The following is a 16,281-nucleotide window of genomic DNA, read 5'->3' as shown; positions in this document are numbered from 1 at the left end:
TTTGAATCATGACTACTGCATTTTCCCTGGCCCCACTGTTCCGTTCCTCGGTAGGCTTCGACCGTTTCAACGACCTGTTCGAAACCGCTTTGCGCAACGAGCCAGGCAGCACCTACCCACCCTACAACGTTGAAAAACACGGTGATGACCAATACCGCATCGTCGTGGCTGCGGCCGGTTTCCAGGAAGAAGACCTGGACCTGCAAGTCGAGAAGGGTGTGCTGACCATCAGTGGCGGCAAACGCGACGCGACTGAAGGCGTGACCTTCCTGCACCAGGGCATCGCCCAGCGTGCGTTCAAGCTGTCGTTCCGCCTGGCCGATCACATCGAGATCAAGGCCGCTGACCTGCGCAACGGTCTGTTGAGCATCGACCTGTTGCGCATCGTGCCGGAAGAGGCGAAAGCCAAACGCATCCCGATCAACGGGGCGCAAAAACCAGCTCTGCAGTAACCAGTCAGAGCAATGAAAAAGGGCGCCATTGGCGCCCTTTTTTTTGTGTCGATCATCTCGCGCTCGACGCACGACCTGTAGCAGCTGCCATGTGGCGAGGGGATTTATCCCCGTTCGGCTGCGAAGCAGTCGTCAATCCTGCAAGCTCTATGTGCCTGAATGAATGTAGGGGGCTGCTTCGCAACCCAACGGGGATAAATCCCCTCGCCACAGGGCAGCTGCTACAGGGCCCAGGTTATTTGAGGAGTTTCTGGAACTCTTCCACCGGCAGCGGCCGGCTGTGCAGATACCCCTGATAAAAATGGCACCCCAGTCCCTGCAAGAACTCCAGTTGCTCCGGCGTTTCCACCCCTTCGGCGATCACTTTCAATTCCAGGCTGCGGGCCATGGCCACAATGGCGCGGATGATTTCGGCGTCGTTGGGGTCGGTGGTGGCATCGCGGATGAACGACTGATCGATTTTCAGTGTGTCGACAGGCAGGCGCTTGAGGTAGGTGAGCGAGGAGTAACCGGTGCCGAAATCGTCCATCGCAAAACTCACGCCGAGTTTTTTCAGGCTGCGCATTTTGCTGATGGTGTCTTCCAGGTTCTGGATGACGATGCCTTCGGTGATTTCCAGTTTCAGCAATGAGCAGGGCAGGCCGTGGCTGCTGAGGCTGTGTTCGATACGTTCGACGAAGTCGTTCTGACGAAATTGCCTCGGACTGATGTTCACGCACAAGCTGAAGCTGAGCGGGTTGACCAGGCCTTTGGCAATCAGTTTTTTGAAGGCCGCACAGGCCTCGTCGATGATCCAGGTACCGACTTCCAGAATCAGCCCGCTGTCCTCCAGCACCTTGATGAACTCGTTGGGCGATTGCGGCCCGAGTTCCGGGTGATCCCAGCGCACCAGTGCCTCGGCGCCGACAATGCGGTTGCCCCGGGCATCGACCTGGGGTTGGTAATGCACACGAAACTCGCCTCGGGAAAGCGCCAGGCGCAGATCGGTTTCCATGCGCAGGCGCTCGCTGGCGGCCTTCTGCATGGTGTTGTGATACATCTGCGCGGTGTTGCGACCCGAGTCCTTGGCGCGATAAAGCGCGATGTCGGCACGTTTGAGCAGGTCGGTCGGCGTCGAACCGTGGTCGGGAATCAGCGCAATGCCGATGCTCGGCGTGACTTGCAGGCGCTGGCCGTCGAGAAACATCGGTTCCGACAGCAGTTCGCGCAAGGTGTCTGCCAGGTCCCGGACCTGAGCACTGACTTCGTTGCGCGAGCCCTCGAGGCCGCTGAGCAGCACCACAAACTCGTCGCCACCCAGGCGCGCCACGGTGTCTTCCATGCGCACGCTGGCTTCAAGGCGTGCGGTGATGATTTTCAGCACTGTGTCGCCCACCGGGTGGCCGAGGGAATCATTGATGTGCTTGAAGTGATCGAGGTCGAGGAACAGCAGCGCGCCGCGCAGGTTATGGCGTTTGAGCAGGGCAATCTGCTGGCTCAGGCGATCCATCAGCAGCGCGCGGTTCGGCAGGTTGGTCAGCGGGTCGTGATAGGCCAGGTGACGGATCTGTGCCTCGGCATTTTTCAGCAGGCTGACATCCCGCGCGGTCAGCAGCAGGCACGCGGTCTCGTTGAGGGTGATCGGCTCCACCGAAACTTCGACGGTCAGCAGCTCGCCGCGTTTATTGCGACCGAGCATTTCCTGATGGTGCACGCGGCCCTTGAGCTGCAGTTCGGCCAGCAGCGCTGAACGTTGTTTCTCTTCGGCCCAGATGCCGACCTGGTAAACCGTACGGCCGATTACTTCGTCGGCACGGTAGCCGGTCAGGCGGCAGAAGCCGTCGTTGACCTCAAGGTAGCGCCCGGTATCGCGCTCGGTGATGGTGATGGCGTCGGGGCTTGAGTGGAACGCCTTGGCGAACTTCTCTTCGCTGGCCTTCAACGCCGCTTCGGAACGTTGTTGCTGGGTGATGTCGCGCAGGGTGGTGACGACGCAGGGCTGCTCGCCAACGCTGATTTGTCGGCTGGAAATCACGCAGGTCAGCGACTGTCCGTCCTTGTGCTGCACCACAATCGCCACGTTGTTCAGGCCTTGCTCGCGGATCACCTGTTCGATTCGTTGCAGGCTCTTCGCCGAAGCGTCCCACAACCCGATTTCGTCGGCGCTGCGGTCAATCACATCGGTGGCGCTCCAGCCGAAGGTCTGGGTGAAGCTGGAGTTGATTTCGATGAATTGGCCGGTGTCCTGGCGGGTTACGCAGATCGGGTCCGGACTGACCTGGAACAGCGTGGCGAATTTCTCTTCCGAGGCCACCAGCCGCTGCTCGCGTTCCACTTGATCGGTGATGTCCAGCAGCGTGCCGGCCATGCGTAGCGGCGCGCCGTTTTCATCGCGATAGAGGCGCGCGCGGCTTTCCAGGTAGCGTGAGCTGCCATCGGCCAGTTGCACGCGATAGGTCAGTTGATAATTGCCGGCCGGCCCTTCGCGCAGGCTGCGGTAAGCGTCGCGCATGGTGCCGCGTTCTTCGTCGGGCACGCCTTCGAAAAACGCGTCAAAGGATTCATGGAAGGGTATGGCCTCCAGCCCGTGCAACTGCGCGGCCCGCGCCGAGCCGTACAGCATGCCGCTGGGAATGTGCCAGTCCCAGGTGCCGAGTTGTGCCGAATCCAGGGCCAGATCGAGGCGTTCCTGACTGTCTTTCAGGGCGTGTTCGGCGGCCTTGCGTTCGGTGGTGTCGAGGAACGTGCTCAGCAAATAAGGCTGGCCTTCGAGTTCGACTTTCTGTGCGCTGAGGATGCCGTCGTGGATCTGGCCATTACTGGCGCGAAACTGCACCTCCATGCTGGTCAGCTCACCCTTGGCCTTGGTCGCCTTGACCAGCAGCGCCCGTTGTTCCGGATGCACCCAGAGGCCCAGTTCGATAGTGGTTCGGCCAATGGCGTCCTGCACCGGCCAGCCGAACAGGCTTTCGAAATACTGGTTGGCTTCGGTGATCAGGCCATCTTCCTGGCGGGTCAGCAGCACCATGTTCGGGCACAGGTGAAACAGCGTGGCGAAACGCTTTTCCGAGCTGCTCAGCGCCTGTTCCCGCTGGCGCTGGTGGGTAATTTCGCGAATGACCCCGATCATCCGTGGCCGGCCGTGTTTGTCCGGCAGCAGGCTGCCGTTGATTTCCAGCCAGTGCAGGCTGCCGTCGGGCCAGCGAATGCGGTGGTGCATCGCCTGTTCCAGCGGGGCACCGGCAATCACGGCATGAAAGGCGCGGATGGTTTTCGCTCGATCTTCGGGTGGCAGCAAGTCGAGGTATTCCAGATCGGCCGGCAACGGTTGCCGTGGATCGAAGCCGAACAACGCCTGAGTGCCCCGCGACCAGCTGATCTGTCCGCGCTCAATGTCCCAATACCAGGCGCCCAGGCGCGCGCCGTTAAGGGCGGCCAGCAATTGCGGCGCACTTTCCCAGCTCTGCTCGGATCGTTTTGGGTCAAGCGCCTGTATACGCGGCATTGGCGGAATACGGTCAACAGATTTGGGCATTGGCAGCAAGCCTTGGGCTGAATTGGGCGTTAGGCACAGGAGTTCACGGCTCTATGGCAGTAGCACAGCTTAGCCTTGAGTCCCTGGCAGATCGATTTGTGCATCCAGCAAGGCCATGAAGGCCCGTGCCGCATTCGACAGCGTCCGTTCGGTGTGCAGGATATAGCCTAGCTGGCGAGTGAGTTGTATGCCCGGCAAAGGTATTCGCGCAACCTGATCATCCAGCATCGTGCGCGGCAAAACGCTCCAGGCCAGGCCGATCGAGACCATCATCTTGATGGTTTCCAGATAATTCGTGCTCATGGCGATGTTCGGCGTCAAGCCCTGGGCCTCGAACAGGCGCTGAACGATGTGATGCGTAAAGGTGTTGCCGCCGGGGAACACCGCCGGGTGCAGGGCAATGTCCGCCAGGCTGACGGGGCCGTTGCTGATCAGCGAATGCTCCGGGGCGACCACGAAATCCAGCGGGTCGTCCCACACCGGCGTGGCTTTGACCAGAGTGTGAGGTTCCGGGGCGAGGGTGATCACCGCCAGTTCCGCGCGGCCATGGAGGATTTCTTCGTAGGCCACTTCCGAATCGAGGAACTGAATATCCAGCGCGACTTGTGGGTAACGTCGGGTGAACTCCCTTAATAAGGGCGGCAAGCGGTGCAAGCCAATGTGGTGACTGGTGGCCAGCGTCAGGCGCCCGCTGACCTCGCCGGTCAGGTTGGTCAGGGCGCGGCGGGTGTCATCCAGCACATTGAGAATCTGATAAGCCCGTGGGAGCAAGGCGCGCCCGGCCTCGGTCAGGCCGACTTCGCGACCCAGGCGATCGAACAGTCGCACCTTCAATTGCTGTTCCAGCCCGGCAATGCGCTTGCTGATCGCTGGTTGCGTCAAGTGCAGCCGTTCGCCGGCGCCGGAGAAGCTTCCGGTCTCGGCAATCGCGATAAAGGCATTGAGGTTGGCGAGGTCCATTGCGGTATTCCAGTTGGTTATCCAAAGCATAAAAAATATGAATTTGAGTTATTTAATGTAACCCCCTAGGATCGACCTCACAAGCCAAAGGGTTATTGAAACCGTCAAAGCCCGGGGCATAGAAACAAGCTGATGAGGAAAACGTCTGATGGCCGGCAAAACGCTCTACGACAAGCTCTGGGATTCGCACTTGGTCAAGCAGCGCGACGATGGCTCTGCCTTGATCTACATCGATCGTCACATCATTCACGAAGTGACCTCGCCGCAAGCCTTTGAAGGCCTGCGTCTGGCCGGGCGCAAGCCTTGGCGCATCGATGCCAACATCGCGACCCCGGACCACAACGTACCGACCACCCCGGAGCGCAAGGGCGGCATCGAAGCCATTGTCGACCAGGTCTCGCGTTTGCAGGTTCAGACCCTCGATGACAACTGTGATGAATACGGCATCGTCGAATTCAAGATGAACGACGTGCGCCAAGGCATCGTCCACGTCATCGGCCCGGAGCAGGGCGCGACCTTGCCGGGCATGACCGTGGTCTGCGGCGATTCCCACACCTCGACCCACGGCGCTTTTGGCGCTCTGGCTCACGGTATCGGCACTTCCGAGGTCGAGCATGTGCTCGCCACGCAGTGTCTGGTCGCCAAGAAAATGAAGAATATGCTGGTGTCGGTCGAAGGCAAATTGCCGTTCGGCGTGACCGCCAAGGACATCGTCCTGGCTGTCATTGGCAAGATCGGCACCGCTGGCGGTAACGGCCACGCCATTGAGTTCGCTGGCAGCGCGATTCGCGATCTGTCGGTCGAAGGGCGGATGACCATTTGCAACATGTCCATCGAGGCCGGCGCTCGCGTAGGGCTGGTGGCCGCTGACGAAAAAACCGTGGCCTACGTGAAGGGTCGTCCATTCGCCCCGAAAGGCGCGGAATGGGACCTGGCCGTCGAAGCCTGGAAAGACCTGGTGACCGATAAAGACGCCCAGTTCGACACCATCGTCGAACTCGACGCGACCCAGATCAAACCGCAAGTCAGCTGGGGCACCTCGCCTGAGATGGTGTTGGCTGTGGACCAGAATGTTCCCGATCCTGCGAAGGAAATGGACCTGGTCAAACGTGGCTCCATCGAACGCGCCTTGAAGTACATGGGTCTGACCGCCAATCAGGCGATCACTGATATCCAGCTGGACCGCGTGTTCATCGGTTCCTGCACCAACTCGCGAATCGAAGATTTGCGCGCTGCTGCCGTGATTGCCAAGGGCCGCAAAGTCGCTTCGACCATCAAGCAGGCCATCGTGGTGCCGGGTTCGGGGCTGGTGAAGGCTCAGGCGGAATCGGAAGGCCTGGACAAGATTTTCCTCGATGCCGGTTTCGAATGGCGTGAGCCGGGTTGCTCGATGTGCCTGGCGATGAACCCGGACCGCTTGGAGTCGGGCGAGCATTGCGCCTCGACCTCTAACCGCAACTTCGAAGGCCGTCAGGGCGCCGGTGGCCGTACCCACCTCGTGAGCCCGGCCATGGCCGCCGCCGCCGCTGTGAACGGTCGTTTCGTCGACGTCCGTGAATTGATCTAAAGGAGCGCAGCATGAAAGCTTTTACCCAGCACACTGGTCTTGTCGCGCCTCTGGATCGTGCCAACGTCGACACCGACCAGATCATCCCGAAGCAGTTCTTGAAGTCGATCAAGCGCACGGGTTTCGGCCCGAACCTGTTCGATGAATGGCGCTACCTGGATGTCGGGCAGCCTTATCAGGACAACTCCAAGCGCCCGTTGAACAAGGACTTCGTACTCAATGCCGAGCGTTATCAAGGCGCCAGCGTGTTGCTGGCCCGTGAGAACTTCGGTTGCGGCTCCAGCCGCGAGCACGCGCCGTGGGCCTTGGAAGAATATGGTTTCCGCAGCATCATCGCGCCGAGCTACGCCGACATCTTCTTCAACAACAGCTTCAAGAACGGTTTGCTGCCGATCATCTTGAGCGATGCTGAAGTGGATGAGCTGTTTCAGCAGGTTGAAGCTACGCCGGGTTATCAATTGCAGGTGGATCTGGAAGCGCAGACCGTGACACGTCCGGATGGCAAGGTGTTGAACTTTGAGATTGATGCGTTCCGTAAGCATTGCCTGCTCAATGGTCTGGACGATATCGGTCTGACGTTGATGGATCATGAGGCGATTGCGACGTTTGAAGCCAGGCATCGTGCGAGCCAGCCTTGGTTGTTTCGCGACGCTTGATTGATCCGATATTGATGTAGGCAGTTCTGGCCTCATCGCTAGCAGGCTAGCTCCCACAGGGATTTGTGTACGCCATAGATCCAATGTGGGAGCTAGCCTGCTAGCGATGGCGGCAGTAGAGGCACCCAAGGCTAAACCCAAAAAGGAAGTCCCCATGACCAGCACCGCCCAGCACAGCCAGGTAGTCCAAAAGCAATTCGGTGAACAGGCCGCGGCCTATCTGAGCAGCGCCGTCCACGCTCAAGGCACCGAATTCGCGCTTCTACAGGCCGAACTGGCCGGGCAGGGCGATGCACGGGTGCTGGACCTGGGTTGTGGCGCCGGTCACGTCAGTTTTCACGTGGCCTCGCTGGTCAAGGAAGTCGTGGCCTACGACCTCTCCCAGCAGATGCTTGACGTAGTCGCCGCAGCCGCCGTCGACCGTGGTTTGAGCAATGTGACCACGGTCAACGGGGCCGCCGAACGCCTGCCGTTTGCCGACGGCGAGTTCGACTTCGTGTTCAGCCGTTACTCGGCGCACCATTGGAGCGATCTCGGCCTGGCCCTGCGCGAAGTGCGCCGGGTGCTGAAACCGGGTGGCGTGGCGGCATTCGTCGACGTGTTGTCACCGGGCAGTCCGCTGTTCGACACTTACTTGCAGAGCGTCGAAGTGCTGCGCGACACCAGCCATGTGCGCGATTATTCCGCCGGCGAGTGGTTGCGTCAGGTCAGCGAAGCGGGGTTGCATACCCGCAGCACCACGCGTCAACGGTTGCGTCTGGAGTACAACAGCTGGGTCGAGCGCATGCGTACTCCGCAAGTGATGCGCGCGGCGATCCGCGAGTTGCAGCAGTCGATGGGCAATGAAGTGCGCGAATATTTTGAGATTGAGGCCGATGGTTCGTTCAGTACAGATGTGCTGGTACTGATGGCGGAACGATAGAATTTTTCCGGGTGTGCCCAAGGGCGCACCGACTGATGACATGAGGAAAGCATGAGCAAGCAGATTCTGATTCTCCCAGGCGACGGTATTGGCCCGGAAATCATGGCCGAAGCGGTCAAGGTGCTGGAACTGGCCAACGACAAGTACAGCCTGGGCTTCGAGCTGAGCCACGACGTGATCGGTGGCGCCGCCATCGACAAGCACGGCGTGCCTTTGGCTGACGAAACCCTGGACCGTGCACGCGCCGCCGACGCGGTGCTGCTGGGCGCCGTGGGCGGCCCGAAATGGGACACCATCGAGCGTGACATTCGCCCTGAGCGCGGTCTGCTGAAGATCCGTGCGCAACTGGGCCTGTTCGGCAACCTGCGTCCGGCGATCCTGTACCCCCAACTGGCCGAGGCTTCCAGCCTGAAAGCGGAAATTGTTTCCGGCCTGGACATCCTGATCGTTCGCGAACTGACCGGCGGCATCTACTTCGGCGCGCCACGCGGTACACGCACCCTGGAAAACGGCGAGCGTCAGGCTTACGACACCCTGCCGTACAGCGAAAGCGAAATCCGCCGCATCGCCCGTGTCGGTTTCGACATGGCCATGGTGCGCAGCAAGAAGCTGTGCTCGGTGGACAAGGCCAACGTGCTGGCTTCCAGCCAACTGTGGCGTGAAATCGTCGAGCAAGTGGCCAAGGATTACCCGGAAGTCGAACTGAGCCACATGTACGTCGACAACGCCGCCATGCAGCTGGTGCGTGCACCGAAGCAATTCGACGTGATCGTCACCGACAACCTGTTTGGCGACATCCTGTCCGACCAGGCGTCGATGCTCACCGGTTCCATCGGCATGCTGCCGTCGGCATCCCTGGATACCAACAACAAGGGCATGTACGAGCCGTGCCACGGTTCGGCGCCGGACATCGCGGGCAAGGGCATTGCCAACCCGTTGGCGACCATTTTGTCGGTGTCGATGATGTTGCGTTACAGCTTCAATCTGCAGGACGCGGCCGACGCCATCGAGAAAGCCGTCAGTCTGGTATTGGACCAGGGCCTGCGCACGGGCGACATCTGGTCGACCGGTTGCACTAAAGTCGGTACGCAGGAAATGGGTGACGCAGTAGTCGCCGCGCTGCGGAATCTGTAATCTCTCGGGCCCGCTGCCACTTTCACCCATGAAAGCAGCGGCCCACTTTTTAAAGAAGGTGTAGTTGCGATGAAACGTGTAGGTCTGATCGGTTGGCGCGGTATGGTCGGTTCCGTGCTCATGCAGCGGATGCTGGAAGAGCAGGATTTCGATCTTATTGAGCCGGTGTTTTTCACCACTTCCAATGTCGGTGGCCAAGGCCCGTCCGTGGGCAAGGACATTGCTCCGCTCAAGGACGCTTACAGCATTGAAGAGCTGAAAACCCTCGACGTGATCCTGACCTGCCAGGGTGGCGACTACACCAGCGAAGTCTTCCCGAAACTGCGCGAAGCCGGCTGGCAGGGTTACTGGATCGACGCCGCTTCCAGCCTGCGCATGCAGGATGACGCAGTGATCGTGTTGGACCCGGTGAACCGCAAGGTCATCGACCAGCAGCTCGACGCGGGCACCAAGAACTACATCGGCGGTAACTGCACCGTCAGCCTGATGCTGATGGGCCTGGGTGGCCTGTTCGAAGCTGGCCTCGTCGAGTGGATGAGCGCCATGACCTATCAGGCGGCCTCCGGTGCCGGCGCGCAGAACATGCGTGAACTGATCAAGCAAATGGGCGCGACCCACGCTGCTGTCGCCGATCAACTGGCCGACCCGGCCAGCGCGATCCTCGACATCGACCGTCGTGTCGCCGAAGCCATGCGCAGCGACGCGTACCCGACCGAAAACTTCGGCGTACCGCTGGCCGGCAGCCTGATCCCGTGGATCGACAAGGAACTGCCGAACGGCCAGAGCCGCGAAGAGTGGAAGGCCCAGGCCGAGACCAACAAGATCCTCGGTCGCTTCAAGAGCCCGATCCCGGTCGATGGCATTTGCGTGCGCATCGGCGCCATGCGCTGCCACAGCCAGGCGCTGACCATCAAGCTGAACAAAGACGTACCGATCGCCGACATCGAAGGGCTGATCAGCCAGCACAACCCTTGGGTCAAACTGGTGCCGAACAACCGCGAAGCCAGCATTCAGGAACTGAGCCCGACGAAAGTTACCGGCACCCTGAACGTACCGGTTGGCCGTCTGCGCAAGCTGAACATGGGCACGCAGTACGTTGGCGCGTTCACCGTCGGCGACCAACTGCTGTGGGGCGCGGCCGAACCGCTGCGCCGCATGCTGCGGATCCTGCTTGAGCGTTGATCGATTGAAGTAAACAAAGAACCCGTGCCTTGAAAGAGGTGCGGGTTTTTTTATGTCCGACAGTCTGATGTTGACGGGGTGTTTGTGCCGGCCCCATCGCGAGCAGACTCGCTCCCACAGGTTTCAGGGGGGTACACAAATCTTGTGTATGAAACCAACTACTGTGGGAGCGAGCCTGCTCGCGATGGGGCCGGTTCAGGCGCCACAAATCCCGGCACAATTGCCTGTGCGGCGGTCAGCCGGTAAAGTGCCGCTCCCCCCGTTTCGCCAGAGGTAGAACCATGAGCCAGTCCTTTGATATTGCCGTGATCGGCGCCACCGGTACTGTCGGCGAAACGCTCGTGCAGATTCTCGAAGAACGCGACTTCCCGGTCGGCAATCTGCACTTGCTGGCCAGCAGCGAATCCGCCGGGCATTCGGTGCCGTTTCGCGGCAAGAACGTGCGGGTTCGTGAGGTCGACGAGTTCGATTTCAGCAAGGTTCAGTTGGTGTTTTTCGCCGCCGGCCCGGCGGTGACCCTGAGTTTCGCCTCGCGCGCCCGTGCCGCCGGTTGCTCACTGATCGACCTGTCCGGCGCCTTACCGGCCGATCAGGCGCCGCAAGTAGTGCCGGAAGCCAACGCCGAGATCCTCGCCGGTTTGAAAAAACCGTTCCAGGTCAGCAGCCCAAGCCCGTCGGCCACCACCCTGGCCGTGGTGCTGGCGCCGTTGCTCGGTTTGCTCGACCTGCAACGCATCAACCTGACCGCCAGCCTGGCCGTCTCCGCCCAAGGCCGTGAAGCGGTGACCGAGCTGGCCCGGCAAACCGCCGAGCTGCTCAACGTGCGCCCGCTGGAGCCGACCTTTTTCGATCGGCAAATGGCTTTCAACCTGTTGGCTCAGGTCGGCAAGCCGGATGAGCAGGGCCACACGCTGCTGGAAAAACGCCTGGTGCGTGAGCTGCGTCAGGTCATGACGCTGCCGTTATTAAAGATTTCCGTCACTTGCATTCAAGCCCCGGTGTTTTTTGGCGATAGCTTTAGCGTGACCTTGCAGTCAGCGAACGCTGTGGACCTGGCGAAAGTCAACGCGGCGCTGGAAGACGCACCGGGTATCGAGCTGGTGGAAACCGGCGATTACCCGACAGCGGTCGGCGATGCGGTAGGGCAGGACGTGGTCTACGTTGGTCGGGTTCGCCAGGGTATCGACGACCCGTCGGAACTTAATTTGTGGCTGACGTCAGATAACGTACGCAAAGGCGCCGCGCTCAATGCTGTGCAGGTAGCTGAATTGTTGATAAAAGACCTGCTGTAAAAGATACTTGGCAACAATTTTTCGAATGAGTCCGGTCGAGCGCTATGCTTGGCCGGATTGCTGATGGCGAGCCACCTTTTGGGGCTTTCCGGGGCATGAATGAAATGATCGCGCGTGACGACCCTTCGTCGCCGCGCGCAATGCCTTACGGCAGCGGCTATCAACACCTTCTCGCTGGCCGAGGAATGTTCAAACAAAGGAAGAGGCTATGGTTCAAGTTCGCAAACTGGTGTTAGCAATAGCGGCCGCCTCGGCGCTGTCCTCCGGTATGGCGCATGCCCTCGGGCTCGGGGAATTGACCCTGAAGTCGACGCTGAACCAACCTCTGGTGGCGGAAATCGAGCTGCTCGACGTCAAGGACCTCACCGCCGCGGAAGTGGTGCCGAGCCTGGCTTCGCCGGAAGATTTCGCCAAGGCCGGCGTCGATCGCCAGGCGTTTCTCAACGACCTGACCTTCACGCCCGTGCTCAACGCCAGCGGCAAAAGCATCCTGCGTGTGACGTCCAGCAAGCCACTGTCCGAGCCCATGGTGAAATTCCTGGTTCAAGTGATGTGGCCCAACGGTCGACTGCTGCGCGATTACAGCGTGCTGCTCGATCCGTCCAAATTTTCCCCGCAGACCGCTGAAGCGGCTGCGCAGCCTGCGCCGACCCAAGCGGTCACGGCGCCGGTGACCGGTGCCACCAAATCGTCCGAATACACCACCACGCCGCGCGATACCCTCTGGGAAATCGCCGCGAAGGCGCGTAATGGCGGGTCGGTCCAGCAAACCATGCTGGCTATCCAGGCGCTGAATCCGGATGCTTTTATCGATGGCAACATCAACCGGCTGAAAACCGGTCAGGTGCTGCGCATGCCCGATCAGGCGCAAAGCACCACGCTGCCGCAGCCTAAAGCGATCGCTGAAGTCGCTGCACAGAACACCGCCTGGCGCCAGGGTCGCCGTTATGTGGCGAAGCCCGGTACCGGGCAGCAGCAACTCGATGCCACCAAACGTGGCCGCGCTGACGCTGCTCCGACGCAAGCGGCGAAAGACAACCTGAGCCTGGTCTCTGCCGAAACCGGTAAAGGCCGTGGCAAAGGCCCTGCAGGCGATGCAAAAGCCTTGGGCAACAAGCTGGCGGTGACTCAGGAAAGCCTCGACACGACCCGTCGTGACAACGCCGAACTGAAAAGTCGCATGACCGATCTGCAAAGTCAGATGGAAAAGCTGCAGCGCCTGATCGAGTTGAAGAACAATCAATTGGCCAAATTGCAGGCCGAAGGCGCTGCTGAAGCGCCGGCTGCAGCAGCGACCGCTCCGGCAATGTCTGCGGAATTGGCTGCCAACCCTGCGGCGGCTCCGACGGAAGTGGCGCCTGCTCCGGTTGCGCCTGCTCCAGAGGCGGCACCTGAAGCCGCTCCGGCGCCAGCGCCTGCCGAGCCGGCAGTCGAGCCGGAGCCAGTCGCCTCCGATGACCAGAAATTCAACGAGCTGCTGACCAATCCGGTGCTGCTGGGGCTGGTGGGCGGCGGTGCAGTGGTTCTGTTGCTCTTGCTGCTGTTGCTGGCACGTCGCCGCAAAGCGCAGCAAGAAGCCGAGAAACACCTGCGCATGGCGCGCGCCCTGGAAGAAGAGAAGGAATTTTCTGTCGAGCAAGAGCTGCCGGAAAGCAGCTTCGAAGGCCTGGAAGTGCCGCCGCCAAGCGTGAAACTCGCTACGGCGCCGATACCAACGCCGCCACCTGCGCCAGCCCCAGTCGCGGCGCCAGTCCCGGATGTAATGACGACGCCGATCGCCGCGCCACTGGTATCGCCAGCAGCCGACCGCGATGACGACGTACTGACCAAGGCCCAGTCGCACATTGCCGCCGGTCGTTTGAACCAGGCAGCCGCATTGCTCGAAGACGGCATCAAGCAAGAGCCACAACGCAGCGACCTGCGTCTGAAGCTGATGGAAGTCTACGGTCAGCAGGGCGATCGCGATGCATTTGTCGCTCAGGAGCGCCAGTTGGTCGCCAACGGTGACAACTTCGCCCAGGTCGAGAAGCTTAAAACCCGCTTCCCGGCCATGGCTATCGCTGCTGCCGGTGGTCTCGCCGCAGCTGCCATCGCCGCCGAGCTGGACGCGCAGTACGTCAAAGATTTGTTACTGGACGAGCCGCAAGCACCGGCTGATGACTTGGACAGTGCTTTCGACTTGAGCCTGGATGATCTGGAAGCCGCTTCTCCGGCGGTGGTTGAACCAGAGCCGGAATCGCTCGCTGACCTTGACCAATTCCCGCTGGACGACGACTTGAGCTTTGAGTCGGTGTTGAAAGAGCAGACCGAGATCAAGGAAAACCTCGACGACCTGTCGGACTTCGATCTGGACATGGATCTGGGGGCAGACCCGTCGCCGGCGATGCTCGCGGAAGACGACTTCCTGCTGGACCTGGACGAAGGCGTGAAGGACTTGCCTGTCGAACCTGTGAAGCCTGAAGTTCCGCAGGATGATCTGGAATTGCCAGCCGATTTCGACTTGTCGCTGGCCGATGAAATGGACACGGCACCGACCGAACCTGAGGTTAAGGACGCCTTCGCCGCAGAGCTGGAAGACGTCAACGCCGAGCTGGATCGTCTGTCCCAGAGCATGAGTGAGCCGACCTTTACCGCCGAAGACGCCATGGCTTCTGCGGCGGACGAGCCGGATTTCGACTTCCTCTCTGGCACCGATGAAGTCGCCACCAAGCTCGATCTGGCCCAGGCCTATATCGACATGGGCGACAACGACGGCGCTCGGGACATCCTCAACGAGGTGGTGGCCGAGGGTAATGCCGGCCAGAAGAGCGAAGCCAAGGAAATGCTGTCGCATCTGGCTTGAGTGATCGGCAGGCAGTAAACAGAACGGCAGCCCATTGAGGCTGCCGTTTTTGTTTCGCCAATGTGTTGGCGGCGTTCCGACGATGGGGCCATAACATTCAACGCAGTCTCGACTGTTGCACTGGCATCCCGGTGCCGCGGCCTTATAATGCCCGCCTTTGCGCACATCAGCAGGCTGTTACTCCTTGGCAAATATAGATAACCCGGCCGCCGAAATGGCCGCTGACGGCTTTTTCCGGATCGCGCTGGGCGTTGAATACAAAGGCTCGCGTTATCGCGGCTGGCAGCGCCAGGCCTCCGGCGTGCTCACCGTGCAGGAAACCCTCGAAAAGGCCTTGTCCAAAGTCGCCGACTCACCGGTGTCGTTGCTCTGCGCCGGGCGTACTGATGCCGGCGTGCATGCCTGCGGCCAGGTGGTGCATTTCGATACGCAGGTCGAGCGTACGATGAAGGCCTGGGTCATGGGCGCCAACATCAACTTGCCCCACGACGTCAGCGTCAGCTGGGCCAAGGTAATGCCGGCGCACTTTCATGCGCGGTTCAAGGCCATCGCCCGGCGCTATCGCTACGTGATCTACAACGATCAGATCCGCCCGGCGCACCTGAACGAAGAAATCACCTGGAACCACCGTCCGCTCGACGTCGAGCGCATGGCCGAGGCCGCCCGGTATCTGGTTGGCACTCATGATTTCAGCGCTTTCCGCGCCGGTCAGTGCCAGGCCAAGTCGCCGATCAAGGAACTGCATCACCTGCGCGTCACCCGTCACGGCAAGATGATCGTGCTGGATATTCGTGCCAGCGCCTTCCTGCACCACATGGTGCGCAACATCGCCGGTGTATTGATGACCATCGGTGCCGGCGAGCGCCCGGTGGAGTGGATGAAGGAAGTGCTGGAGAGCCGGATCCGTCGTTCTGGCGGGGTGACGGCGCATCCATTCGGCCTGTATCTGGTGCAGGTCGAGTATCGCGACGAGTTCGAATTGCCTGAGCGTTACATTGGCCCACACTTCCTCACCGGCTTCTCTGAACTTGACGGCTGACGCCCTCGAACGCATTTGTTACCATCCGGGACTTTCTCGGATTTGCCCTGAGGTTTTATCGACATGTCAGCCGTTCGCAGCAAGATTTGTGGGATTACCCGCATAGAAGATGCGTTGGCGGCGGTCGAGGCCGGGGCGGATGCCATCGGGTTTGTGTTTTACGCCAAAAGCCCGCGGTCGGTGACGTTCCAGCAGGCGCGCGCGATTATCCAGGCGCTGCCGCCGTTCGTGACCACCGTGGGGTTGTTCGTCAACACCAGCCGCTGCGAGTTGGGCGAACTGCTCGACGCCGTGCCGCTGGACCTGTTGCAGTTCCATGGCGACGAAACCGCGGCCGACTGTGAAGGCTGGCACCGCCCATACATCAAGGCGCTGCGGGTCAAAGCCGGTGACGACATCGCGGCGGCATGCAATGCGTTTCCAAGTGCCAGCGGTATCCTGCTCGACGCCTATGTCGAAGGCGTACCCGGCGGAACCGGTGAAGCGTTCGACTGGTCTCTGATACCGCAAGGTTTGAGCAAGCCAATCATCCTCGCCGGCGGCCTGACGCCAGATAACGTGGCGCAGGCAATCGCCCGGGTCCGCCCTTATGCTGTGGACGTCAGCGGCGGGGTAGAGGCGAGCAAGGGCATCAAGGATCACGCAAAGATTCAGGCATTCATCAAGGCTGTACGTAGTAGCACGTAGTTGATGTGACGGCTGGCAGACTGCCGCCGTCCCA

General features: G+C 60.6%; 12 protein-coding genes. 10 read left to right on the top strand and 2 right to left on the bottom strand.

Translation table 11 applies throughout. The features are described 5' to 3' along the window. Window positions 1-8 precede the first annotated feature (8 nt). Window positions 9-452 carry an Hsp20 family protein gene (locus ACRC4F_RS25530; RefSeq protein WP_438661846.1) on the top strand — a complete coding sequence of 148 codons (444 nt, stop codon included), beginning with the start codon at window positions 9-11 and terminating at the stop codon, window positions 450-452. 235 nt (window positions 453-687) lie between these two features. Here the strand turns inward: ACRC4F_RS25530 and ACRC4F_RS25525 are convergent, their stop codons facing one another. Together ACRC4F_RS25525 and ACRC4F_RS25520 are read right to left on the bottom strand one after the other, a co-directional pair. Next, a complete protein-coding gene (locus ACRC4F_RS25525) occupies window positions 688-3,966 on the bottom strand; it encodes a PAS domain S-box protein (protein WP_438661845.1) in 3,279 nt (1,092 codons plus the stop codon). A gap of 69 nt (window positions 3,967-4,035) precedes the next feature. Then, window positions 4,036-4,926, bottom strand: a complete 891-nt coding sequence (locus ACRC4F_RS25520; protein WP_438661844.1) for a LysR family transcriptional regulator — start codon at window positions 4,924-4,926, stop codon at window positions 4,036-4,038. Between the two features lie 148 nt (window positions 4,927-5,074). Between ACRC4F_RS25520 and leuC the strand changes: the two genes are divergently transcribed. From leuC to ACRC4F_RS25475, 9 genes are all read left to right on the top strand, one after another. Then, entirely contained in the window at window positions 5,075-6,493 is a 1,419-nt protein-coding gene (gene leuC / locus ACRC4F_RS25515) for a 3-isopropylmalate dehydratase large subunit (RefSeq protein ID WP_438661843.1), read from the top strand. Between the two features lie 11 nt (window positions 6,494-6,504). Then, window positions 6,505-7,149 (top strand): 3-isopropylmalate dehydratase small subunit, encoded by a 645-nt coding sequence (gene leuD, locus ACRC4F_RS25510; RefSeq protein ID WP_438661842.1) that lies wholly within the window; start codon window positions 6,505-6,507, stop codon window positions 7,147-7,149. Between the two features lie 154 nt (window positions 7,150-7,303). After that, window positions 7,304-8,071: a class I SAM-dependent methyltransferase gene (locus ACRC4F_RS25505; protein WP_438661841.1), complete on the top strand. Its 768-nt coding sequence runs from the start codon at window positions 7,304-7,306 to the stop codon at window positions 8,069-8,071. A 51-nt stretch (window positions 8,072-8,122) separates the two neighbouring features. Beyond that, window positions 8,123-9,205 (top strand): 3-isopropylmalate dehydrogenase, encoded by a 1,083-nt coding sequence (gene leuB / locus ACRC4F_RS25500; RefSeq protein ID WP_438661840.1) that lies wholly within the window; start codon window positions 8,123-8,125, stop codon window positions 9,203-9,205. Window positions 9,206-9,274: 69 nt separating this feature from the next. Then, complete coding sequence (asd, locus tag ACRC4F_RS25495) at window positions 9,275-10,387, top strand: aspartate-semialdehyde dehydrogenase (RefSeq protein WP_054052925.1); 1,113 nt, start codon at window positions 9,275-9,277, stop codon at window positions 10,385-10,387. Window positions 10,388-10,668: 281 nt separating this feature from the next. Next, window positions 10,669-11,679, top strand: a complete 1,011-nt coding sequence (locus ACRC4F_RS25490) for an aspartate-semialdehyde dehydrogenase (RefSeq protein ID WP_438661839.1) — start codon at window positions 10,669-10,671, stop codon at window positions 11,677-11,679. 208 nt (window positions 11,680-11,887) lie between these two features. After that, window positions 11,888-14,521, top strand: a complete 2,634-nt coding sequence (locus ACRC4F_RS25485; protein WP_438661838.1) for a FimV/HubP family polar landmark protein — start codon at window positions 11,888-11,890, stop codon at window positions 14,519-14,521. A 214-nt stretch (window positions 14,522-14,735) separates the two neighbouring features. After that, window positions 14,736-15,560 (top strand): tRNA pseudouridine(38-40) synthase TruA, encoded by an 825-nt coding sequence (gene truA, locus ACRC4F_RS25480; protein ID WP_438661935.1) that lies wholly within the window; start codon window positions 14,736-14,738, stop codon window positions 15,558-15,560. Between the two features lie 63 nt (window positions 15,561-15,623). Further along, a complete protein-coding gene (locus ACRC4F_RS25475; RefSeq protein WP_438661837.1) occupies window positions 15,624-16,247 on the top strand; it encodes a phosphoribosylanthranilate isomerase in 624 nt (207 codons plus the stop codon). Window positions 16,248-16,281 lie beyond the last annotated feature (34 nt).

The sequence above is a fragment of the Pseudomonas sp. genome (assembly GCF_051660785.1).
GTDB lineage: Bacteria > Pseudomonadota > Gammaproteobacteria > Pseudomonadales > Pseudomonadaceae > Aquipseudomonas.
Note: the sequence above shows the minus strand (reverse complement) of the source record. Positions and strands in the feature narration are given on the sequence as shown.

Coding starts and splice junctions, on each gene's coding strand:
- truA (WP_438661935.1), top strand. CDS start 14,736: ATGGCCGCTGACGGCTTTTTCCGGATCGCGCTGGGCGTTGAATACAAA.
- ACRC4F_RS25530 (WP_438661846.1), top strand. CDS start 9: ATGACTACTGCATTTTCCCTGGCCCCACTGTTCCGTTCCTCGGTAGGC.
- asd (WP_054052925.1), top strand. CDS start 9,275: ATGAAACGTGTAGGTCTGATCGGTTGGCGCGGTATGGTCGGTTCCGTG.
- leuB (WP_438661840.1), top strand. CDS start 8,123: ATGAGCAAGCAGATTCTGATTCTCCCAGGCGACGGTATTGGCCCGGAA.
- leuD (WP_438661842.1), top strand. CDS start 6,505: ATGAAAGCTTTTACCCAGCACACTGGTCTTGTCGCGCCTCTGGATCGT.
- ACRC4F_RS25520 (WP_438661844.1), bottom strand. CDS start 4,926: ATGGACCTCGCCAACCTCAATGCCTTTATCGCGATTGCCGAGACCGGA.
- ACRC4F_RS25485 (WP_438661838.1), top strand. CDS start 11,888: ATGGTTCAAGTTCGCAAACTGGTGTTAGCAATAGCGGCCGCCTCGGCG.
- ACRC4F_RS25490 (WP_438661839.1), top strand. CDS start 10,669: ATGAGCCAGTCCTTTGATATTGCCGTGATCGGCGCCACCGGTACTGTC.
- ACRC4F_RS25475 (WP_438661837.1), top strand. CDS start 15,624: ATGTCAGCCGTTCGCAGCAAGATTTGTGGGATTACCCGCATAGAAGAT.
- leuC (WP_438661843.1), top strand. CDS start 5,075: ATGGCCGGCAAAACGCTCTACGACAAGCTCTGGGATTCGCACTTGGTC.
- ACRC4F_RS25505 (WP_438661841.1), top strand. CDS start 7,304: ATGACCAGCACCGCCCAGCACAGCCAGGTAGTCCAAAAGCAATTCGGT.
- ACRC4F_RS25525 (WP_438661845.1), bottom strand. CDS start 3,966: ATGCCCAAATCTGTTGACCGTATTCCGCCAATGCCGCGTATACAGGCG.